The organism is Sphingobium sp., from assembly GCF_036170395.1.
Taxonomy (GTDB): domain Bacteria; phylum Pseudomonadota; class Alphaproteobacteria; order Sphingomonadales; family Sphingomonadaceae; genus Sphingobium.
On sequence record NZ_JAVHPD010000003.1, the window covers coordinates 1 to 21,030 of the forward strand.

Here is a 21,030-nt window from a genome sequence, read left to right on the forward strand (position 1 = left end):
TGCCGGCCTGTCACGCCGGAGGTCGCGGGTTCGAGCCCCGTCACTCGCGCCACTTCCCGCAGAGGAAGTGATTTCGCCTATCGCCAGCGGCCGGTTTCCATCCAGGCCAGCAGGCGTTTCAAGGGCAGCACCCAGATCCAGACGATGCCGAGCACGACATAGAGGGGCGCTTGCGCCCACACGGGCAGCGCGCCGATATAGGGCGACAGGCTGCCGACCATGACCGCCCACAGCGCGATCAGGCCGATGATCGTCAGCATCCCCACGGGCTTGCGCCAGCTTGGGTTATGATAGTGTCGCGGGTCGATGCTCATGGCTGCTCCCCCTCTATCAGTTCGACTTCGGTGAGGATGATGTCGAGCGGCAAGTCCCAGGGATCGGCCGGCACCGACTCCAGCTCCTGCGCCGACCAGGCAAGCCCCACCCGCAGCGCATCGGGATAGCGGGCGAAGGCGCGGTCATAATAGCCGCCGCCCTGGCCCAGCCGGTTCATCGCGCGATCATAGCCGACAAGCGGCGTGACGATGACGTCGGGCGTCACCACGCCATTGGCGGGATCGGGATGGCTGGTGCGGAACAGGCCGGGGAGAAGCGGCTCGTCGGGACGCCAGCCGAGGAAATCCATGCTGCCGAGGCGATCGAGCACGCGGGGCAGCGCGATCGTCTTGCCCAGCGCGATCAGCGGCGCAGCGAGGCGCTGCGCCGGGGCTTCGTCGTCCAGACCCATGTAGAGGGCTACGGTTTGCGCTTGGGTCAATCGGCGGGCGAGGGGGGACGGGATCGCCTTGAACGCCAGCCGGTGCGCGAGCGGATCGAGCGCGGCGACGAAGGCGCGACGGCGCCCGCGGGCGAGGGCGCGCAGGGCGGGTTTGTCGGCGGGGTCGATGCTTTCATCGCTCATGCTGGCGCGCCATATAAGAGGCGAGGGGGTGAGGATAGGGGGCGAGCGTGCTCCTTCGATAGCGGGAGCCCAGGATTGAGGTCATGCCGACCCTGGGCTCCTGCTTTCGCAGGGGCACTGCAATATGGTCGGGTGACGGGACCGCCTCGGTCGTTTGCTGGAAAATCCTCTGACGCCTCAACGTCAGGTGGGGACCATGTAGATCGGGCCGGAACCCGCCCAGGGACAGCCCCCTTGGATGTGATTATCGCCTCAGGGATGTTCGCTTGAAGCTCGTGCCGCGCAGTGCCCGTCACCGATCAATCTAGGCGCGCGCGGCCGCATCGGCAAGCGTGTCGCGCAGCTTTTCTATGCGGGCGGCGATCGATTCGACCGCGCGCGCGGCCGGTTCGTCCGCGCTCTCCAGCGGCAGCGCGTTCTGCCGCCCCGCGCTCTCGCGCTTGAGGTCATTGAGTTCGTCCGCCAGAAAGAGCGCGGCGAAGAGCAGGGTGCGCACTTCGGTGAGGCCGGACGTGCCCTGCTGCGCCTGTCGCGCCTTCTGTTCGATCAGGGTCGCGAGATGCGCCAGATGCGCCTCCTCCCCGTCGCGGCAGCGGATCTGGTAGAGGCGACCGGCGATATGAAGCGTGGTTTCAGCCATCGGTGCGGCTCTTGAGCGTATCAATGAGATCGTCGAGCGAACGGAGCGCGGCCCGCGCGGCGCTCTGATCGACAGGGGCGGGCGCGGGCGTCTGAATGAGACGCGCCACATCCTGTTCAAGCCGGCTGACGGCGCGCTCCAGCGTGCCGATCGCCTGCATCATGCGGTCGCTAGCCATTTGACCCGCATAGCGAAACTGTTCGCTAAGCAAAAGCGCTTTGCTCGGGGCGGCCCTGCTTTCGGGCACAGGCGGGCGACAGCGGTTGACGCATTGGACTTGACGGGACAAAGGGATCGCGATCCCGATTCGTCCCGCGCGCAAGCGGGCCATACCAGTCCAGGAAAGACGCCTGCCCCCGATGACCGTCTCCGAAAAGTCGCTCGCCAACGCCATCCGGGCGCTCTCCATGGATGCGGTGCAGGCCGCCAACAGCGGGCATCCGGGGATGCCGATGGGCATGGCGGACGTCGCGACCGTGCTGTTTGGGGATTATCTGAAATTCGATCCGACTGCGCCCAAATGGGCCGACCGCGACCGCTTCGTCCTGTCGGCGGGGCATGGATCGATGCTGATCTACTCGCTGCTGCACCTCACCGGCTATGCCCGCCCGACGATCGAAGATATGCGCAATTTCCGGCAACTGCATTCGCCCTGCGCTGGCCACCCGGAGAATTTCGAGCTTGCCGGCGTCGAGGCGACGACCGGGCCGCTGGGATCGGGCCTCGCCACGGCGGTCGGCATGGCGATCGCCGAGCGGCATCTCAACGCCCAGTTCGGCGACGATCTGGTCGATCACCGCACCTGGGTGATCGCGGGCGACGGCTGCCTGATGGAAGGCGTCAATCATGAGGCGATCGGGCTTGCGGGCCATCTGAAGCTCGGCCGGCTGATCGTGCTGTGGGACGACAACAAGATCACCATCGACGGCGCGGTCGACCTGTCGAGCAGCGAGGATGTGCGGGCGCGCTATGCCGCGACCGGCTGGCATGTCGTGTCGTGCGATGGTCATGACGTCGCGGATGTGCGCCGCGCGATCGACGAGGCGCTGGCCGATCCGCGCCCGTCGCTGATCGCCTGCGCCACCAAGATCGGCTATGGCGCGCCCAACAAGGCGGGCACGTCGGGTGTGCATGGCAGCGCATTGGGCGAGGCCGAAGTCGCCGCCGCGCGGGAGTTTCTGGGCTGGAGCGCCGAGCCGTTCGTCATCCCCGAGGATGTCGCTGCCGCGTGGCGCGCGATCGGGGCGAAGGGCGCAGATGTTCGCACCGCCTGGGAAGGTCGCCTTGCAAGCAGCGACCAGGGCGCGGAATTTTCGCGTCGCATGGCTGGCGAACTGCCCGAAGGCTTCTCGCTTGAGGCCTATGTCGACAGCCTGATCGCCAATCCGCAGAAGGTCGCCACCCGCAAGGCGAGCGAGCTGGCGCTGGGCGCGATCAACGATCTGTTGCCCGAGACGCTTGGCGGTTCCGCCGACCTCACCGGCTCGAACAACACCAAGACCAAATCGACCGGCCCGCTGACCGCCGAGGATTATAGCGGCCGCTACGTCTATTATGGCATCCGCGAATTCGGCATGGCCTGCGCGATGAACGGCATGGCGCTGCATGGCGGAGTGATCCCCTATGGCGGCACCTTCCTCGTCTTTTCCGACTATATGCGCGGCGGCATCCGCCTGGCGGCGCTCCAGCAGCAGCGGGTCATCCATGTGCTGACCCATGACTCGATCGGCCTTGGCGAAGACGGCCCGACCCACCAGCCGATCGAGCATGTCATGTCGCTGCGGATGATCCCGAACCTCGACGTCTATCGCCCCGCCGATGTGGTCGAGACGGCGGAATGCTGGGAACTGGCGCTCAAGGACGCGACCGGCCCGTCGGTGCTGGCGCTGACCCGTCAGAATCTGCCGCAATTGCGCACGGAGAAGAGCGAGAATCTGTCGGCCAAGGGCGCCTATCGCCTCGTCGCCGCGACCGCCGAGCGCAAGGTCGTGCTGGTCGCCACCGGCTCCGAGGTCGAGATCGCGGTTGATACCGCCAAGCTGCTGGAGGAGCAGGGCATCGGCGCGGATGTCGTCTCCATGCCAAGCTGGGCGCATTTCGATGCGCAGCCGCAAAGCTACAAGGACGAACTGCTGCCGCATCATGTGCTGCGCGCGTCGATCGAGGCGGGGACGACCTTCGGCTGGGAACGCTATACCGGGATCGCCGGCCTGCGCTTTGGCATCGACAGCTTCGGCGCGTCCGCCCCGGCAGAAGCGCTTTACGACCATTTCGGCCTGACCGCCGCGAAGATCGCGCCGCAGATCGCGGCCGCCCTCGACAACTGAACCGAACGACAGCGAAAAGGAGGCCCGTGCAGTGGCGACGAAGGTAGCAATTAACGGTTTCGGACGCATCGGCCGCCTGGTGGCGCGCGCCATCCTGTCGCGCACCGATCATGACCTGGAGCTGGTCAGCATCAACGATCTGGGTGATGCCAAGTCCAACGCTTTGCTGTTCAAGCGCGATTCGGTGCATGGCAACTGGGCCGGCGAGGTCAGCGTGGATGGCGACGCGCTGGTGATCGACGGCAAGCGCATCGCCGTCACCGCCGAGCGCGACCCCGCCAAGCTCCCGCACGCGGCGCAGGGCGTGGACATTGCCCTCGAATGCACCGGCATCTTCGCCGACAAGGCCAAGGCGAGCGCGCACCTGACTGCCGGCGCGAAGCGCGTCGTCATCTCCGCGCCCGCGACCGGCGTCGACCGCACGGTCGTGTTCGGCGTCAACCATGACAGCCTGACTGCCGACGATATCGTGATCTCGAACGCGAGCTGCACCACCAACTGCCTCGCGCCGCTCGCCAAGGTGCTTCATGACGCCATCGGCATCGAAAAGGGCTTCATGACCACGATCCACAGCTACACCAACGACCAGAACACGCTGGACCAGCTGCACAAGGACATGCGCCGCGCCCGCGCCGCCGCCCTGTCGATGATCCCGACCACCACCGGCGCGGCGCGCGCGGTGGGCGAGGTGCTGCCCGAACTCAAGGGCAAGCTCGACGGATCGTCGGTGCGCGTGCCGACCCCCAACGTGTCGGTCGTGGACCTGAAGTTCATCGCCAAGAAGGCGACGACCAAGGACGAGGTGAACGCCCTGCTCAAGGCGGCGTCGGAGGATGGTCCACTCAAGGGCGTGCTCGGCTATTCGGACGAGCCTCTGGTCTCGATCGACTATAATGGCGACGCGCGCAGCTCGACCGTCGACAGCCTGGAGACGGCGGTGATCGACGGCACGCTGGTGCGGGTGCTGAGCTGGTACGATAATGAATGGGGCTTCTCCAACCGCATGATCGACACCACCGGCGTGCTGGCGAAGTTTCTGTAAACCGGCACAAACCTCCGTTCGCCCTGAGCCTGTCGAAGGGCTCAGCTGAGCGGAGCGAAGGCTCCAGACCTCGCTTCGCTCGGTAGGGGGCTTCGACTTCGCTCAGCCCGAACGGGTTGAAAGCTCAGGGGAATATTCATGACCAAGCCGTTCAAGACGCTCGACGACATGGGCGACATCACCGGCAAGGTGGTGCTGGTGCGCGAGGATCTGAACGTGCCGATGCAGGACGGGTCGGTCAGCGACGACACCCGCCTGCGCGCGGCGATGCCGACCGTGCTGGAACTGGCCGATCGCGGCGCGAAGGTGCTGATCCTCGCCCATTTCGGCCGTCCCAAGGGGCAGAAGAACCCGGAATATTCGCTGTCGAAGATCACTCGGCCGCTGACCCAGGTGCTGGGCCGCGACGTGCAGTTCATCCCCGACTGCCAGGGCGAGGCTGCTGCCGACGGGATCAAGGTGATGCGCAATGGCGACATCGCGATCCTGGAGAATACGCGCTTCCATCCTGGCGAAGAGAAGAATGATCCGGCACTGGTCGAGGCGATGGCGGCGATCGGCGACCTCTACGTCAACGACGCTTTCTCCGCCGCGCACCGAGCGCACGCCTCGACCGAGGGTCTGGCGCACAAGCTGCCCGCCTTTGCGGGGCGGTCGATGGAGAAGGAACTGGACGCGCTCCAGGCGGCGTTGGGCGAGCCGGTGACTCCGGTCGCGGCGGTCGTCGGCGGCGCGAAGGTCTCGACCAAGCTCGACGTGCTCAACAATCTCGTCGCCAAGGTCGATCACCTCATCATCGGCGGCGGCATGGCCAACACCTTCCTCTACGCGCGCGGCGTCGATGTCGGCAAATCGCTGTGCGAGAAGGATCTGAGCGACACCGCCGAGGCGATCTTCGACAAGGCGGAAGCGGCCGGCTGCACCATCCATCTGCCCTATGACGTGGTGGTGGCGAAGGAGTTCGCCGCCAATCCGCCGTCGGTGCGCACCTGCAACGTGCATGAGGTCGCCGAGGACGAGATGATCCTGGACGTCGGCCCCGCCGCCGTCGAGGCGCTGGGCGACGCGCTCAAGAATTGCCGGACTTTGGTGTGGAACGGCCCGCTCGGCGCATTCGAGATCGCGCCCTTCGACGCGGCGACGGTCGCGCTGGCGAAGACGGCGGCAGCGCTGACCAAGGAAGGGCAGCTCACCTCGGTAGCGGGCGGCGGCGACACGGTGGCGGCGCTCAACCACGCCGGTGCGGCGGCCGATTTTAGCTTCGTCTCGACCGCAGGCGGCGCGTTCCTGGAATGGATGGAGGGCAAGGATCTGCCCGGCGTCAAAGCGCTGATGGGCTGATCTGGACAGGGCGGCGCGGGATGCGTATAGGCCCGCGCCGGACATGAGTCATTTCCCAGGGGCTGTTTGAGACCCCGGGGGCGCGGGCGGCGCTGCCGACACCGTGTTCCATGATGATTGCCCACCAACGCTGTTTGGCTCGGCGGGAGAGCAGCTGGTTCGCCAGAAGGTCGTTGGTTCGACTCCACCAACAGCCCATTGGATAGCTCAGTGGTAGAGCAGTAGACTGTTAATCTACGTGACGCGGGTTCGAATCCCGCTCCAGACTGCCTTGAAACGGCATCTTCTAGAAGGGGAGGCCGGCGGGGCGTTCAGGCCGGCAGGCAATTGCGGGACACTGCGGTTGATTTGCCGGCACCCTTTGAGGGGCCTTGCGCCGGCGCGGATACCGGCGGCCATCGATGCGACACCGCGTCCGTCCCGCTTCGCTGAACGGATGGCCGATCGAGCAGATGCCGCCTCAAGCACCGGCCCGCCATCCTCGACGCGGGAACGCGCCGTCGGCTGACCTAATTTCGAATCCGTTCTTGAAATTGTCATGATCCTTCTTTAAGGGCGCGGTCCCCGCATGGCATGGTGCCTTGCGGCAATGTGGGCTGGTGAGAATTTGGTGGTTCCGAATCGACATCGGCGGATCATGGGAATGGGCGAGCGATAGTGCGCCCCTGCCGGTGATGCCGCCTGTATCTGGCGCGGCATGACCGGACGATCGTCAGCCCTTCAAAGAGGAGGGCGACAATGTACGACAGCTTCATTGTTTCCGAAAAGCAGCGCGGCCTCCTCATCCGGGATGGCCGCTTCATCCGTATGCTCGAACCGGGCCGGCATCGCCTCTTCGATCCGTTGAACCGTTACGAATATGAGCTGTTCGACGCGACCGGCATCTTTGCCTCGCCCTGGGCGGAGCTGATCGCCAAGCGTCACCCGGACATCGCTGCCGATTATTTCACGACCGTCCGGGTCGAGGAAGGCATGGTCGCGGTCGTGCGGCTCGACGGGCGGGCGTCCTTCATCGTCCGTCCCGGCGAGACGGTATATGTCTGGACGGTGGTCAAGACGGTCACAGTCGAGATGTTCGATCTGGCCGAGCAGCCCCGCCTGTCGCGCGAACAGCTGATCGCGTTCGAGAAGGCGACGACGGTTCTGCCGTCTCCGCTGGCGAACATCGCTGTCGTCAGTGTCGGCGAAGCGGAGGAGGCGTTGGTCTTTTTCGATGGTGAGCTGGTCGAAGTGGTCGGGCCGGGCCGTTATGGCTACTGGCAGATCGGGCGCAAAGTGACGGCCAAGACCGTTGAGACGCGGCCGTTGCCGGTCGAAGTGACGGCGCAGGAAATATTGACGCGGGACAAGGTGTCGCTGCGCGTGACGTTGACTGCCTTCGTCAAGGTGATCGACGTGCGCCAGGCGGCGCTCGCCACGCCGGATTTCCAGGCGCATGTCTATAAGCTCGTCCAGTTCGCCGTGCGCGAGGCGATCGGCGGGCGGACGCTCGATCAGGTGCTGAACGATCGTGTGTCGGTCGATCGGCAGATCGTCGAACATGTCCGGGCGGCGATCGGCGATACGGGAGTCGCGGTGACCGAACTCGGCATCAAGGATGTCATTCTGCCCGGCGACATGCGCGAGCTCATCAATCGGGTGGTCGAGGCGGAAAAGACCGCTGAGGCGAACCTGATCCGCCGGCGCGAGGAAACCGCGGCCACCCGCTCGTTGCTCAACACGGCGAAGCTGATGGAGGACAGCCCGGTGCTGCTTCGCTTGAAGGAGCTGGAATCGCTCGAGCGCATCACCGAGAAGATCGGGCGCATCGATGTCCATGCTTCGTCGGGCGAGGGGCTGAACGCGATCCTCGATCGGCTTGTGACCCTGCGCGAGCGGGACTGAAGGGAAGGGGGGGCGCCTCGCGGTGTCGCCCTTTTTCACTCCGGTGCTTTCTCCCGCAGCAGCGGCACGAGCAGGCGGTTGAGCGCATCGAGATCGAACGCGCCGGATTTGGCGTAGCGCAGAACGCCGGCGCGATCGATGACGAAGTTGGTGGGGACGCCGGTCAGCGGGCCGTAGGGGCCTTTGATCCGGCGGACCGAGGGCATGGCCATCGCCGCGAACAGCTTCTTGAGGCGCGCGAGAGGCACGGAATCCTCGGTGGTGATCGCATAGACCTTAAGGCCGTGCTTCTGCTGCATGGCGTAATAGGCGTCGAGCGTGGGCAGTTCGGTGCGGCAGGGGACGCACCAGGTCGCCCAGAAATTAAGCACCACCACCTGCCCCTTCAGGTCGGCTAGCGACACCTTGCCGCCGTCCACCAAAAGCAGGTCGAAATCAGGCGCGGCGGAGCCGACCACCGGTTTTTGCGCCGCCCGCGCCGGCGTCGTCGCGAGCGCGACCGCAGCCAGCGCGCTGATCGCCCAGAATTTCATGTTCCGCCCCCATCTTCCGCCCTGGCCTACGATACCAGCATCGCGCCGCCACGCCAGCCCGCAAGCGAGGCCTTATGTTTCTTGCGATGCGGCATGGGACTGGCTAACAGCCCAACAAGATGGCGCGCGCAGGCGCGCCGCGCCGATTTCACGCCGCCACAGGGGGCCGCGTGCACAAGAGAAGGTATGTGCAGATGCTGGATCAGGACATGAAGACCAAGATCGCGGAAGGGAATGGCTTCATCGCCGCGCTCGACCAGAGCGGCGGATCGACTCCCAAGGCGCTCAAGGGCTATGGCATCGAGGAAGGGGCCTGGTCCAATGACGAAGAAATGTTCGGCCTGATCCACGCGATGCGCAGCCGGATCATCACCTCGCCCGTGTTCACCGGCGACAAGGTGCTGGGCGCGATCCTGTTCGAGCGGACGATGGACGGCACGGTTGACGGCAAGCCGACCCCGGCGGCGCTGATCGAGCGGGGCGTCGTGCCCTTCATCAAGATCGACAAGGGGCTGGAGGACGAGGCGAACGGCGTGCAGCTGATGAAGCCGATGCCCGAGCTGGAGGCGCTGCTCGCGCGCGCCAAGGGGCTGGGCGTGTTCGGCACCAAGGAGCGCTCGGTCGTCAACCTCGCCAACCGCGAGGGGATCGCGGCGGTCGTCGCGCAGCAGTTCGAGGTGGGCCGTCAGGTGCTGGCCGCGGGCCTCATGCCGATCATCGAGCCCGAAGTGAACATCAAGTCGCCCGAACGCGCCGAGGCGGATGCGATCCTGCTGGAGGAAATCCTCAAGAATCTCGACGCGCTGCCCGAGGGCGAGCAGGTGATGCTGAAGCTGTCCCTGCCCGCCAAGGCCGGCCTGTTCGATCCGCTGGTCGATCATCCCAAGGTGCTGCGCGTGGTCGCGCTGTCGGGCGGGTTCAGCCGCACCGAGGCGTGCGCGGAGCTGGCGAAGAATCGCGGCATCATCGCGAGCTTCAGCCGCGCGCTGCTCAACGACCTGCGCCATCAGATGAGCGATGACGAGTTCAATGCGTCACTAGGCGAGGCGATCGACGAGATCCATGGCGCGTCGACAGCCAAGCAGCCGGTCGCGGCGTAAGGCGGGAGCCTCGCTTATAGTCAATCAGGCAAATGCGGCTAGCGGCATGAACTGTCGTCATTCCCGCGAAGGCGGGAATCCATCTCCCACCCTATCGCCTCGGGCGAGGTTCGGAGATGGATCCCCGCCTTCGCGGGGATGACGGCTGATTTTCTGGACAATGGCGTTCTGGAAACCCCCGCACAAGGCAGGGTAATCGCATATGGATGGCGTTGTAGGGCAACGTCATCCTGAACTTGTTTCAGGATCCATCTTGGGTCTCGCCTGAAACCTGCGAGCACATGATCGGTCGCACAAAAGTGCCTTTCGGCCCACTAGCGCGCGATCGATAAAGCTGAGCCTGACGCCCCGATGGATGCTGAAACAAGTTCAGCATGACGTAGAGGGGAAGGGCACTCATATGCGATAGCCCCGCCACAGGGTAGGCCGGGAGAGCGACAGGCTTTCGTTACCTGACCGGCTGGGCTAACAGGCGGCCATGACCGACTTCACCGACGAGGAACTGGCGCTCGATCCGCATTTCGCCGACCAGTTCGAGCAGGGCTTTCGCCCCGCCTGCCAGCTTTACCTGATATCGCCGCCGTCCATCGAGGCGGATTTCGCCGACCGGCTGCGCGCCGCCTTCGATGGCGGGGACGTCGCGGCGTTTCAGTTGCGGCTCAAGGGCTTGGACGAGGACGCGATCGCTCGCGCCGCCGAGCCGTTGCAGCGGCTGTGCGCCGAGCGCGATGTCGCCTTCATCGTCAATGACAGCGCCGTGCTGGCCAAGCGGCTGGGCGCGGACGGGGTGCATCTGGGGCAGGAGGATGGCGACCCGAAGGCAGCGCGGACGCTGCTGGGGCCGAAGGTGCAGATCGGCGTCACCTGCCATGACAGCCGCCATCTGGCGATGGAGGCGGGCGAGGCGGGGGCCGATTATGTCGCGTTCGGCGCTTTCTACCCCACCGCCACCAAGGAGACGATCCATCGTCCCGATCCGTCCATCCTGGGGTGGTGGACGACGCTGTTCGAGCTGCCCTGCGTCGCGATCGGCGGGATCACGGCGGAGAACGCCGCGCCGCTTGTGGCGGCGGGCGCGGATTTTCTGGCGGTGAGCGGGGCGGTGTGGAGCCATGCCGAAGGGCCGGGCGCGGGGGTGGCTGCTTTCAACGATTTGCTCGCCCGCCGCTGACTCATGTCGCCTACTCCCCTCGACCGCCGTTCGCTTGTCCTCGCGGCGCTGTCGACGGTGGTGGAATGGTATGATTTCACGCTGTTCCTCTATCTCGCGACCCTGCTCTCGCGGCTGTTCTTTACCGGGAGCGACGCGCTGCTGGTGACGCTGGGCGGCTTTGCGGTCGCCTATCTGATGCGGCCGGTGGGGGCGATGCTGTTCGGCCATTATGGCGACCGGCATGGCCGCAGGGCGACGCTGCTCGCCTCGATGGGGCTGATGACGGCTGCGATGCTGGCGACGGCGATGCTGCCGACGCAGGCGCAGATCGGGCCATGGGCAGGCGTGCTGCTGCTGGCGCTGCGCTGCGCCATGGGATTTGCCGTGGGCGGCGAATATACCGGCGTCGTCGCCTATCTGCTGGAGGGCGCGCCAGCGCACCGGCGGGGGCTCGTCACCTCGCTGGCGGCGGCGACGAGCGAGGTGGGGGCGTTGCTGGCGGCGGGGCTGTCCGCGCTGACGGTCAGCCTGCTGCCAGCGCCGGCGCTGGAAGGCTGGGGCTGGCGGCTGCCCTTCCTGTTCGGCGCGGCCATGGCGGGGCTGATCCTGCTCGCCCGCGCGGCGATGCAGGAGTCGCCGGCGTTCGAGGCGCAGAAGGCGGCGGGGGCATTGGTGCGCGCGCCGATCCTCCACGCGCTGCGCCATCATCGCGCCGGCGTGCTGCGCGGCTTCGCGATCTCGGCGCTGGGGTCGATCACTTACTATGTCGGGATCACCTATGTCCCCGTCTATCTGACCGCGACGGGCGGGATGGACGAGGGCGCGGCGCTGCGGCTGGCGACGATAGCGGCGCTGGTGGTCATATTGGTGACGCCGCTCGTCGGCTGGCTTTCCGACCTGCGCGGGCGGCGGCCGGTGCTGGTCGGGTTGGCGATGCTGTCAGCGGTGCTGCCTTATACCCTGTTCGCGCTGCTGGCGCGGGCGGACGCGGCAGCGGCGTTGACGGGTGCGCTGGTCCTGGCGGCGCTGGCCGGCGGGGTGAGCGCGGTCGGCGCGGTCGCGACTGCCGAGCAGGTGCCGGCCGAAGGGCGATTAAGCGGGCTGGCGCTGGGCGCGACCAGCGCGACCGCGCTGTTCGGTGGACTCACGCCCTGGCTGGCACAATGGCTGACGCAGCGGACCGGCGCGGCGAGCGCGCCGGGGCTGATGATCGCGCTCGTCGCGCTCGCCGTTCTGCCGGTGCTGCTGCGCCTGCCCGAAACCGCGCGTCAGGGCGCGGAGGTCTGATTGCCGGTCGCGCCGGTCGCGTTCCCCGCACCTGCATTGCCGCTGTCGTTGCCCATGGGCGCATTGGGCGGCACATCGCCCGATCCGCTCATTGGCGTCGGCGCTTCCGAAGCGTTCATCGTGGCGTCGTCGGCGCGGTTGATCGTCGACCCGTCCACATTGGCCTGGTTCGTGTCCGTCTGCGACGAACAAGCGCCCAGCAGCAGCGCCCCGGCCGCGATCATCAGGGGATATTTCATGGCGTCGTCTCCTTCGTGAAATTTCTCAAGCGAGTGCGATGTCGAGCACCATCATCAGACAGAGACCCAGGATCAGCGCCAGTTGCGACGGCCCGGCCGATCGGCGGTCGAGATCGGGCACGATCTGGCTCATGATGACGCTGACCTTAGCGCCCGCCGCGAACCCCAGCATCATCCCCTGATAACGGTGCGCTGACCGGCCGATGCCCAGGATCGGCAAGGCGCCCAGCCCAGTCGCCAAGCCGGCAAGGAGGCTTCCGAGCGAGCCGGCCAGCGCCGGCGACCAGGCGAGGCTCAACGCCCCGCCTGCTCGCCCTGGCTCCATGCCGCCACATCATCGCGCATCGCGGCACCCGGCGCGGTCAGCGCGTCTGCGCCAGGGCCTGCGCCCGCGCGTCGGCCATGTCGGATGCGCCGCCTTGATCCTCGTCGGTCAGCTTGCCCGCACCCGGCCCAGCGCCAAGGTCCGCGCCGGTGGCGGGGTTGGCGGCGGGATCGGACTGGAGGCGCGCGGCCATCGCCTCGAAATCGTCCATCTCGCGCTCCGTGAGCGTCACCGATGCGATGCCCTCACCGCCATCGGCTGGCAGGCTGGCGGCGATGTCGTCGATGCGCTCCCATTGGTCGCCTGTATTCCACGGCCCCTGCGCATCGCCTTCGCCCTGCGACGTGTTGACATAGGTGTTGGCGTAGGCGGCGAGGCCGGGCAGCTTGCCGGGTGGGAAATTGTCGGCGATCGTGTAGAGCGCCTTTTCGAAGCTCTTCTGGTGCGCGACCTCGCGGGTCATCAGGAAGCCGAGCGCATCCTTGATCCCGGCATCGTCGGTGATGTTGATGAGCCGCTCATAGACGATCTTCGCCCGGCTTTCGGCCGCGATGTTGGAGCGCAGGTCGCAGGTCGGATCGCCCCGGCTGTCGACATAGGCGGCGGTCCATGGCACGCCCGACGAGTTGGTGAGGGCAGGGCCGCCGCCATAGAGGATCGACTGGGTATGGCTGTTGCCGCCCGCGTTGATCGCCATGTAGAGTTCGGCTTCCTCCATCGTCGCTTCGGTGAGCGACGACTTCGCGCCCTTGTTCAACATGGCGACGATCGACCCGATCACCTCCAGATGGCTGAGTTCTTCCGTCGCGATGTCGAGCAGCATATCCTTGCGGCCCGGATCATCCTCAGCCAGCCCCTGGGTGAAGTAGCGCATCGCCGCCGCCAGTTCGCCGTCCGGCCCGCCGAACTGCTCCAGCAGCAGCGAGGCGAGCGCCGGATTGGGCTCGGCGACGCGGACGGTGTATTGCAGCCGCTTATTGTGCATGAACATGGGGGTTTGCTCCTCAGTGGGGTTGGCTGGGGGTGGAATGGGTCTTGATCGCGTGCGCGTTTGCAACCAGCGCGCCGGCAAACAGAAGCGCCGGGCCGATGCCGAAGATCGCCAGCAGCAGCGCTTCACGGTCTAGCGCTGCGCCGGTCACGCGCAGATAGAGAAGGGTACAAAGGATGGCGATCCCGGCCGCCATGATCCATCCGCCCGCGAGCAGGCGGATCGTGTTTCTGGCGCTGCTGGAAATCCTTTGCATGTCCGCTCCCTGTCGGGGTCACGGACTGCTCAAGGCGCGGCGATGGCCTTGCGTTCCGGTCGATGCGCGCGAGCGCTAATGCAGATTATCGCCGGGAAAAATGGTTGACGATGCGATGCCGGCGGCCGCTCAGCGCAGCGCGCCCAGCACAAGATCGCACAGCAAGGTGGCGGGCAGGTCCGTCCGCAGCAGCATCGCGCCTTCGTCGGGCTGCGGCCGCTCCAGCGTCGCCAGTTGGCTGTCGAGAAGGCTGGCGGGCATATAGTGGCCCGGCCGGTTGCCGATCCTGGCGAGCAGCGCGTCCCGGCTGTTTTCCAGCAGCACGAACCGGACCGACCCGTCGATCGTCCCGCGCAGCCGGTCGCGATAGCAGCGGCGCAATGCCGAGCAGGCAGCGACCGCCACGCCCTGCTCGCGCCCGGCCGATGCGATCGCCTGCCCCAGCCGGTCGAGCCAGGGCCAGCGATCCTCGTCGGTCAGCGCCATGCCCCGGCGCATCTTCTCGACCGCCTCAGGCGAATGAAAATCGTCGCCCTCCAGGAACGGGCAGGCCAGCGCCTGCGCCAGCAGCCCACCCAGCGTCGATTTGCCGCAGCCGCTGACGCCCATGACGATGATCGCGGCGGGCAGGGCGGGGGAACGGGCGGAGGCGGGTGACAAGGCGGCGGTCTCGCGCAGAAAGGCAGGGGCCGGAGGGGCCGCCGCATCGGATAATCTATACCGGGGTCGGCATCCCGCTGAAAACTACGACCTTTGTCGCAAGTGCCTTGGGCGGCGCGCTGGCCTAGCGGAGGGAGCATCCATCGCCACCCCGTAAAGGAGAAGCGGCTATGAACGCACGCAGCATGATCGCGACTCTGTTGGCGGCAAGCGCGCTCGCCGCGCCGGTCGCGGCGCAAGCCGACCCGTCCATCTTCCCGCAGGCCCCGGACGAGCCCCGCGCCGTGACGGTCGCGGCGAAGGGCGACGGGCGCGCTGACGACAGCGACGCGATCCAGGCCGCGCTGGACAAGGCGCGCGACAGCACCGGCCATGGCATCGTTTTCCTGCCCTCGGGCCGCTATCGCATCGCCAAGACGCTGATCGTGCCGGCCGGCGTGCGCGTCTATGGCGTGGGCGCGACGCGGCCGGTGATCTTGCTGGGACCGAACACGCCGGGCTTCCAGAAGGGCGTGTCGACGATGATCGTCTTTAGCGGGGGCGATCAATATCGGGTCGGTCAGGTGCCGGTGCCCGTGCCGACGGTGGTGCCGCGCGACAGGATCGTGCGCGACGCGAACAGCGGCACCTTCTACTCGGCGATGAGCAACATCGATATCGAGATCGGCGCGGGCAACCCGGCCGCGGCCGGCGTGCGCTTCCGCATGGCGCAGCATGCCTTCCTCAGCCACATGGATTTCCGACTGGGGAGCGCCTTTGCCGGCGTCTATCAGGCCGGCAACGTCATCGACAATGTGCGGTTCGAGGGCGGGCGTTACGGCATCGTCAGCGAAAAGACATCGCCCGCCTGGCAATTCACGCTGCTCGATTCCGAGTTTGACGGGCAGAAGGTCGCCGCGATCCGCGAGCATGAGGTGGACCTGACCTTGGTCAATGTCGCCATCCGCAACACCCCGGTCGGGATCGAGATCGACCGGGGCTATGGCGACAGCCTGTGGGGCAAGGATGTCCGCTTCGAGAATGTGTCGAAGGCCGGGATCATCATCTCCAACGAGAAGAATGTCTTCACCCAGGTCGGGTTCGAGAATGCCCTGGCGGTCAATAGCCCCACCTTCGCGCGCTTTCGCGACAGCGGGCGGACGGTGAACGGGAAGGGGAAGGCGTACAAGGTTTCCGCCTTCTCCTATGGGTTGGCAGTCCCGGCGCTGGGTCAGATGGGTGAGTATAGGACCGAGGCGCAGATCGAGGCGCTGCCCGCCATGCCGGCGCGGCGCGCCGACGCGATCCGCGACCTGCCGCCGATGGCCGAATGGGTGAACGTCCGCGCCCTCGGCGCGATGGGCGACGGCAAGGCCGACGATACGGCGGCGATCCAGAAAGCGATCGACGCCAACAAGATCCTCTATTTCCCGACCGGCTTCTACAAGGTCACGAACCGCCTGACTCTGCGGCCCGACAGCGTCCTTATCGGCCTGCACCCGGCGATCACGCAGCTTTACATTCCCGACAATAATCCGGCCCATGCCGGGCTGGGCTCGGTCCAGCCGATCCTGGAAAGTCCCAAGGGCGGCGACAATATCCTGTCGGGCCTCGGTCTCTTTACCGGGCGGGTCAATCCGCGCGCGTCCGCGCTGCTGTGGCGGTCGGGCGAGAACGCCCTTGTCAACGACGTCAAGATCATGGGCGGGGGCGGCACGCCCACGGCGGACGGCACGATGCTGGGCGCGCTGCGGGTCCATACCGGCGATCCGATCACCGACGACCGGCTCGACGCGCAATATCCTAGCATCTGGGTGACCGACGGGGGCGGCGGCACCTTCGTCGACGTGTGGAGCCCCAACAGCTTCGCGCAGGCGGGCTTTTATGTCACCGACACGGCGACGCCCGGCCATGTCTATGAAATGTCGGTCGAGCATCATGCCCGCAACGAGTTCGTGCTGGACAATGTGCAGAACTGGGAGTTCCTCGCCCCGCAGACCGAGCAGGAGGTGGGCGACGGGCCGGACGCCATTTCGCTCGACATTCGTAATTCGAGGAATCTGCTGTTCGCCAACTATCATGGCTATCGCGTCACCCGCACCTATGCGCCGGAAAAGAGCGCGGTGAAGATCACCAACTCCGGCGATATCCGCTTCCGCAATGTCCATGTGAACGCCGAAAGCGGCTATGCGACCTGCGACGACGAAGGCTGCGGCACCTTCCTGCGGGCGAGCAAATATCCGTTCGACAATGCGATCGAGGATGTAACCCGCAAGCTCCTCGTGCGCGAGCGCGAGTTCGCCAGGCTCGACATCGGACCGGCGGGCAGCGCGATCCCGGCGGTCGCGCCGATGGGTGCGGTGACGAAGTTGGAGGAGGGCTTCTGGTCGATCTCCGGCGCGGCGGTGGATGCGCAGGGCGCGCTCTACTTCATCGACCGGCGGTTCCAGCGCATCCATCGCTGGAGCGAGGCGAAGGGGCTGGAGATCGTGCGTGACCATGCGCTCGATCCAATCAACCTGGGCATTGACGCATCGGGCCATGTGCTGGTGCTCTCCTCGCTGGGGCCGAAGGGCGGGGTCTATTCCTTCGATCCGAACGGCCCCAAGGACGCGATGACGTTGATCCAGCCAACCCCGGTAAAGGGGGGCAGCGCGGCGCGCACGCTGCTGCCGGTCAACTGGTGGAACAATGGCGAATTTGGCGACCAACTGGACTTCAATACCTACGAGTTCACCACCCTGGCCGAAATGTTCGTCCGCGACGCCGGCGCGCCCAAGGCGCGCGAATATGTGTCGCCCGACGGCAGCCTCTCGCTGCCCGCCTTCCGCACCTGGCAGCAGGGGCCGACCGATCACACCGGCTGGCGCTGGTCGGACAGCTTGAACGCCCATGGCTTCGTATCCGGCCGGCCCGGCGAGCGGGTGTTCGTCACCAATGCGTCGGAGAATGTGACCTATAGCGGCGTCGTCGGCGCGGGCGGGGCGCTCAGGGACTTGAAGCCCTTCGCCAATCGCGGCGGCGAGAGCGTGGCGGTGGACGGGCAGGGGCGGGTGTTCGTCGCCAATGGGCAGATTTTCATCTACGGGCCGGACGGCAGGGAAACAGGCCGGATCGACGTGCCCGACCGGCCACTCCAAATCCTGTTCGGCGGCCCGGACAAGCGCACCCTGTTCATCCTGACGCACCACGCGCTTTACACTGCAAAGCCCTGAAATTGGCGGCTCCCGCCGCGCCTACGACCTATGTCGTAAGTGCGGTGGGAGCGATAACATCATATTCTGTCACCAACCGCCCGCCATGGGCGTGGACTGCGCCGGGAGGGGGCAGGACAAAAAGGGGAAGGATCAATGAACGTGACCACCGGACTTCATCGGCATCTGGCGAGCGTGAGCCTCGCCGCCATGGCGAGTGTCGCGCTGGCCGGCGCGGCGCAGGCCCAGAGCGCGCCGCCGGCTCAGCCGCAGGTAGTGACGCCGCAGGAAGCGTCGGCCGACGCCGACATCGTCGTCACCGGATCGCGCATCACCACCAGCGGCTTCAATGCGCCCACGCCGACGACGATGATCGGCGAGGAGCAGATCGCGAACAATGCGCAGCCCAACATCTTCAACACGATCGCGCAGCTCCCCTCGCTCCAGGGATCGACCGGCGCGGCGACGGGCACCTTCTCGACCTCCAGCGGGCAGCAGGGCCTCAGCTCCTTCTCGCTGCGCGGCCTTGGCCCGATCCGCACCCTGACGCTGCTCGACGGGCAGCGCGTTGTCGGCGCGAACGTGACGGGCGTGCCGGACATCTCGATGTTCCCGCAGCTGCTGGTGAAGCGCGTCGACATCGTCAACGGCGGCGCTTCGGCCTCCTACGGATCGGATGCCGTCGGCGGCGTCGTGAACTTCATAACCGATACCCGGTTCGAGGGGTTCAAGGCCAATGTGCTGGGCAGCATCACCAAATATGGCGATGATGAGACCGCTTTGGTCCAGGCCGCCTGGGGCAAGTCCTTCATGGACGACCGGCTGCATTTCGTCATCAGCGGCGAGTTCGACCATGAAGGCGGCGTCGGCCCCGGCGATTTCGGCACCGACCTTGCCGGCAGCCGCGACTGGTATCGCGCGACGACCCTCATGAACACCGGCCAGACCAATAACGGCCTGCCGCAGTTCAACTATCGCGATTTCGCCCAGCCCTATCAATATGCGCGCTACGGCCTCATCAACAACGGCCCGCTCCAGGGCATCGCCTTCGCCCCCGACGGCACGCCCTATAATTTCCAATATGGCTCCAACGGCCAGCCGCTCGGCAACGGGCGGGTCAGCAACTGCTTCCCCGGCAACAGCTTCTGCGTCGGCGGCGACCTGACCGGCGCACCGGGATCGGGCGCGTCGCTCAAGTCGGGGCTGGAGCGCATCAACGGCTATACCCGCCTTGGCTATGATTTCGCGCCGGACAATGAGGTCTATGTGACCGTCAACGTCGCGCAGGTGAAGACCGACAACCAGCCAAGCCCCGGCTATAATCGGCCCAACCTGACCGTGCAGTGCGCCAATCCCTATCTGCCGCAACTGATCCGCGACCGGTGCGCGAGCGCGGGCATCACCAGCTTCAACTTCGGCTCCAGCAACGCCAATTTCCCCGACCCCCATGTCTATACCGACCGCAAGCAGTATCGCTTCGTCGGCGGCCTGAAGGGCAAGTTCGGGATGGGCGGGACCGACTGGAATTACGACGCCTATTATGAGCATGGCATCACCATTTCCGACATTCAGGTGCGCGACATCGTGTTGCAGAACCGCTATGTCGCGGCGACCAACGCGATCACGCTCAATGGCGCGATCGTGTGCGCCGATCCGGTGGCGCGCGCCAATGGCTGCCAGCCGATCAACATCTTCGGCAATTTCGCGCCGTCGGCGTCCGCCATTAACTATGTCGCGCCGCATACCGGGCCGTTCCAGCATACCAAGCTGACCCAGGATGTTGCGAGCCTCAACTTCTCGGGCAATCCGTTCGAACTGTGGGCCGGCCCGGTGTCGGTCGCGTTCGGCGGCGAATATCGGCGGGAATTCTACCGGGTGAACGCCGACCCCTATGGCGCGGGCGTCAGCGATATCAGCCCCAACAGCCCGGACTATCCCGCCGACCCGCTGCTCAATGCGCAACTCGGCAACAGCTGGGCGGCCGGCAACTACAAAAATGGCCGCGGTAAATATGAGGTGATCGAAGGCTTCGTCGAAGTCGACCTGCCGATCATCAACAGTGACACCATGGGCCGCGCCAATATCAACGCGGCGGCGCGCGTCACCGATTACAGCACGTCGGGCACCATCTGGGCGTGGAAGGTCGGCGGCACCTGGGACACGCCGCTCGACGGCATCCGCCTGCGCGCCGTCACCTCGCGCGACGTGCGTGCGCCCAACCTGTCGGAGCTGTTCGCCGCGCCGACCATCACCACGCTGCCGAACTTCAACGACCCGTTCAACAACCGCGCGGTGCAGGCATTCCAGCGCGCGGTCGGCAATCCCAATCTGCGGCCGGAGGTCGCGCGCGACACCGAACTCGGCATCGTGCTGTCGCGCCCGTCCTGGCTGCCAGGGCTCAGCCTCTCGTTCGACTATTACAACATCAAGCTGAAGGGGGTCATCTCGTCCTTGTCGGCGGACCAGATCGTCCGCTTCTGCTTCGACGGCAACACCGCCTTCTGCGGCGGCTTCGTGCTGGACGCGCCCAACCAGGGCGACAATTTCATCAACGTCCAGCCGTTCAACCTGGCATCGTGGAAGACGAGCGGCTTCAATATCGAAGCCAGCTACCAGTGGCAGCAGCCGCTGGGCCTGCCCGGCAGCTTCACCGCCCGTGTTCTCGCCACCCATATCCGCAAGTTCATCGTCAATGCGGGCATTGCCGGGGTCGATCCGGTCGATCAGGCCGGCGCCAACAATGGCGCGACGCCCGACTGGAAATGGCTGGCGGTGCAGACCTATGATAGCGGCCGCTTCAGCCTGACGGTGCAGGAACGCTGGATCAGCAACGGCACCTTCGGCAACCAATATGTCGTCTGCCAGTCGTCCTGCCCGGCCTCCACCGGCAACCATCCGACGATCGACTACAACACCATGAAGGGCGCCTTCTACGTCGATGTGGGCGCGAGCTTCAACATCACCGACAATGTGACCATCTACGGCAAGGTCGACAATCTGTTCGACAAGGATCCCGTCGCCTCGCCCCAGACCAACACCGGTCTGGACATCAATCCGGCCCTCTACGACACGCTGGGCCGTATCTACAGGGCAGGCGTCCGGTTCAATTTCTGATCGCCTTCCCTTACCCTCCCCAACCTTGTCCCGGCCCTGCACGGCCGGGACATTTGTTTTTCGA

The 21,030-nt window shown here is 66.0% G+C and carries 19 protein-coding genes; 9 read left to right on the forward strand and 10 right to left on the reverse strand.

Going from position 1 to position 21,030, the window contains the following annotated elements:
- Positions 1–77: 77 nt before the first annotated feature.
- From V2B31_RS00575 to V2B31_RS00590, 4 genes are all read right to left on the reverse strand, one after another.
- Complete coding sequence (locus V2B31_RS00575; protein ID WP_328274283.1) at positions 78–314, reverse strand: DUF2842 domain-containing protein; 237 nt, start codon at positions 312–314, stop codon at positions 78–80.
- Entirely contained in the window at positions 311–901 is a 591-nt protein-coding gene (locus V2B31_RS00580) for a 5-formyltetrahydrofolate cyclo-ligase (protein WP_328274284.1), read from the reverse strand. The genes V2B31_RS00575 and V2B31_RS00580 overlap by 4 nt, the downstream gene beginning before the upstream one ends.
- Before the next feature lie 304 nt (positions 902–1,205).
- Entirely contained in the window at positions 1,206–1,541 is a 336-nt protein-coding gene (locus tag V2B31_RS00585) for a cell division protein ZapA (protein ID WP_328274285.1), read from the reverse strand.
- Positions 1,534–1,719, reverse strand: coding sequence for a hypothetical protein (locus V2B31_RS00590; protein ID WP_328274286.1), 186 nt, complete (start codon positions 1,717–1,719; stop codon positions 1,534–1,536). The genes V2B31_RS00585 and V2B31_RS00590 overlap by 8 nt, the downstream gene beginning before the upstream one ends.
- A gap of 181 nt (positions 1,720–1,900) precedes the next feature.
- On the opposite strand from V2B31_RS00590, the gene tkt reads away from it, so the two are divergent.
- From tkt to V2B31_RS00610, 4 genes are all read left to right on the forward strand, one after another.
- On the forward strand, positions 1,901–3,868 hold the full coding sequence (tkt, locus tag V2B31_RS00595; protein WP_328274287.1) for a transketolase: 1,968 nt from the start codon (positions 1,901–1,903) through the stop codon (positions 3,866–3,868).
- Between the two features lie 31 nt (positions 3,869–3,899).
- Positions 3,900–4,910 carry a type I glyceraldehyde-3-phosphate dehydrogenase gene (gene gap, locus V2B31_RS00600; RefSeq protein ID WP_328274288.1) on the forward strand — a complete coding sequence of 337 codons (1,011 nt, stop codon included), beginning with the start codon at positions 3,900–3,902 and terminating at the stop codon, positions 4,908–4,910.
- A gap of 138 nt (positions 4,911–5,048) precedes the next feature.
- Positions 5,049–6,251, forward strand: a complete 1,203-nt coding sequence (locus V2B31_RS00605; RefSeq protein ID WP_328274289.1) for a phosphoglycerate kinase — start codon at positions 5,049–5,051, stop codon at positions 6,249–6,251.
- Between the two features lie 738 nt (positions 6,252–6,989).
- Positions 6,990–8,135, forward strand: a complete 1,146-nt coding sequence (locus V2B31_RS00610; protein ID WP_328274290.1) for a slipin family protein — start codon at positions 6,990–6,992, stop codon at positions 8,133–8,135.
- Positions 8,136–8,170: 35 nt separating this feature from the next.
- Here V2B31_RS00610 and V2B31_RS00615 read toward each other — a convergent pair whose 3' ends face one another.
- On the reverse strand, positions 8,171–8,668 hold the full coding sequence (locus V2B31_RS00615) for a TlpA family protein disulfide reductase (RefSeq protein WP_328274291.1): 498 nt from the start codon (positions 8,666–8,668) through the stop codon (positions 8,171–8,173).
- 194 nt (positions 8,669–8,862) lie between these two features.
- Between V2B31_RS00615 and V2B31_RS00620 the strand changes: the two genes are divergently transcribed.
- From V2B31_RS00620 to V2B31_RS00630, 3 genes are all read left to right on the forward strand, one after another.
- Positions 8,863–9,768, forward strand: a complete 906-nt coding sequence (locus V2B31_RS00620) for a fructose bisphosphate aldolase (protein WP_328274336.1) — start codon at positions 8,863–8,865, stop codon at positions 9,766–9,768.
- Between the two features lie 478 nt (positions 9,769–10,246).
- Positions 10,247–10,939, forward strand: coding sequence for a thiamine phosphate synthase (thiE, locus tag V2B31_RS00625; protein WP_328274292.1), 693 nt, complete (start codon positions 10,247–10,249; stop codon positions 10,937–10,939).
- A 3-nt stretch (positions 10,940–10,942) separates the two neighbouring features.
- Positions 10,943–12,208: an MFS transporter gene (locus tag V2B31_RS00630; protein WP_328274293.1), complete on the forward strand. Its 1,266-nt coding sequence runs from the start codon at positions 10,943–10,945 to the stop codon at positions 12,206–12,208.
- On the opposite strand, the gene V2B31_RS00635 is transcribed toward V2B31_RS00630, so the two are convergent.
- The 5 genes from V2B31_RS00635 to V2B31_RS00655 form a co-directional block, all read right to left on the reverse strand.
- A complete protein-coding gene (locus V2B31_RS00635) occupies positions 12,190–12,447 on the reverse strand; it encodes a hypothetical protein (RefSeq protein WP_328274294.1) in 258 nt (85 codons plus the stop codon). The two genes, V2B31_RS00630 and V2B31_RS00635, sit on opposite strands and share 19 nt — an antisense overlap.
- A gap of 25 nt (positions 12,448–12,472) precedes the next feature.
- On the reverse strand, positions 12,473–12,745 hold the full coding sequence (locus tag V2B31_RS00640; protein WP_328274295.1) for a hypothetical protein: 273 nt from the start codon (positions 12,743–12,745) through the stop codon (positions 12,473–12,475).
- A 64-nt stretch (positions 12,746–12,809) separates the two neighbouring features.
- On the reverse strand, positions 12,810–13,763 hold the full coding sequence (locus V2B31_RS00645) for a manganese catalase family protein (protein WP_328274296.1): 954 nt from the start codon (positions 13,761–13,763) through the stop codon (positions 12,810–12,812).
- A 13-nt stretch (positions 13,764–13,776) separates the two neighbouring features.
- Positions 13,777–14,019 (reverse strand): hypothetical protein, encoded by a 243-nt coding sequence (locus V2B31_RS00650; protein ID WP_328274297.1) that lies wholly within the window; start codon positions 14,017–14,019, stop codon positions 13,777–13,779.
- A 129-nt stretch (positions 14,020–14,148) separates the two neighbouring features.
- Complete coding sequence (locus tag V2B31_RS00655) at positions 14,149–14,628, reverse strand: gluconokinase (protein WP_328274338.1); 480 nt, start codon at positions 14,626–14,628, stop codon at positions 14,149–14,151.
- A gap of 221 nt (positions 14,629–14,849) precedes the next feature.
- Here V2B31_RS00655 and V2B31_RS00660 point away from each other — a divergent pair, with 221 nt between their 5' ends.
- Positions 14,850–17,873 carry a glycosyl hydrolase family 28-related protein gene (locus V2B31_RS00660; protein ID WP_328274298.1) on the forward strand — a complete coding sequence of 1,008 codons (3,024 nt, stop codon included), beginning with the start codon at positions 14,850–14,852 and terminating at the stop codon, positions 17,871–17,873.
- 135 nt (positions 17,874–18,008) lie between these two features.
- A complete protein-coding gene (locus tag V2B31_RS00665; protein WP_328274299.1) occupies positions 18,009–20,966 on the forward strand; it encodes a TonB-dependent receptor domain-containing protein in 2,958 nt (985 codons plus the stop codon).
- Positions 20,967–21,030: the final 64 nt, after the last annotated feature.

Excerpts from the sequence above, each read along its gene's own strand:
- V2B31_RS00615 (WP_328274291.1), bottom strand. The coding sequence starts at position 8,668 with ATGAAATTCTGGGCGATCAGCGCGCTGGCTGCGGTCGCGCTCGCGACG.
- V2B31_RS00660 (WP_328274298.1), top strand. The coding sequence starts at position 14,850 with ATGAACGCACGCAGCATGATCGCGACTCTGTTGGCGGCAAGCGCGCTC.
- V2B31_RS00650 (WP_328274297.1), bottom strand. The coding sequence starts at position 14,019 with ATGCAAAGGATTTCCAGCAGCGCCAGAAACACGATCCGCCTGCTCGCG.
- V2B31_RS00620 (WP_328274336.1), top strand. The coding sequence starts at position 8,863 with ATGCTGGATCAGGACATGAAGACCAAGATCGCGGAAGGGAATGGCTTC.
- V2B31_RS00590 (WP_328274286.1), bottom strand. The coding sequence starts at position 1,719 with ATGGCTAGCGACCGCATGATGCAGGCGATCGGCACGCTGGAGCGCGCC.
- V2B31_RS00580 (WP_328274284.1), bottom strand. The coding sequence starts at position 901 with ATGAGCGATGAAAGCATCGACCCCGCCGACAAACCCGCCCTGCGCGCC.
- tkt (WP_328274287.1), top strand. The coding sequence starts at position 1,901 with ATGACCGTCTCCGAAAAGTCGCTCGCCAACGCCATCCGGGCGCTCTCC.
- thiE (WP_328274292.1), top strand. The coding sequence starts at position 10,247 with ATGACCGACTTCACCGACGAGGAACTGGCGCTCGATCCGCATTTCGCC.
- V2B31_RS00645 (WP_328274296.1), bottom strand. The coding sequence starts at position 13,763 with ATGTTCATGCACAATAAGCGGCTGCAATACACCGTCCGCGTCGCCGAG.
- V2B31_RS00665 (WP_328274299.1), top strand. The coding sequence starts at position 18,009 with ATGAACGTGACCACCGGACTTCATCGGCATCTGGCGAGCGTGAGCCTC.
- V2B31_RS00610 (WP_328274290.1), top strand. The coding sequence starts at position 6,990 with ATGTACGACAGCTTCATTGTTTCCGAAAAGCAGCGCGGCCTCCTCATC.
- V2B31_RS00585 (WP_328274285.1), bottom strand. The coding sequence starts at position 1,541 with ATGGCTGAAACCACGCTTCATATCGCCGGTCGCCTCTACCAGATCCGC.
- V2B31_RS00575 (WP_328274283.1), bottom strand. The coding sequence starts at position 314 with ATGAGCATCGACCCGCGACACTATCATAACCCAAGCTGGCGCAAGCCC.
- V2B31_RS00630 (WP_328274293.1), top strand. The coding sequence starts at position 10,943 with ATGTCGCCTACTCCCCTCGACCGCCGTTCGCTTGTCCTCGCGGCGCTG.
- V2B31_RS00635 (WP_328274294.1), bottom strand. The coding sequence starts at position 12,447 with ATGAAATATCCCCTGATGATCGCGGCCGGGGCGCTGCTGCTGGGCGCT.
- V2B31_RS00655 (WP_328274338.1), bottom strand. The coding sequence starts at position 14,628 with ATGGGCGTCAGCGGCTGCGGCAAATCGACGCTGGGTGGGCTGCTGGCG.
- V2B31_RS00605 (WP_328274289.1), top strand. The coding sequence starts at position 5,049 with ATGACCAAGCCGTTCAAGACGCTCGACGACATGGGCGACATCACCGGC.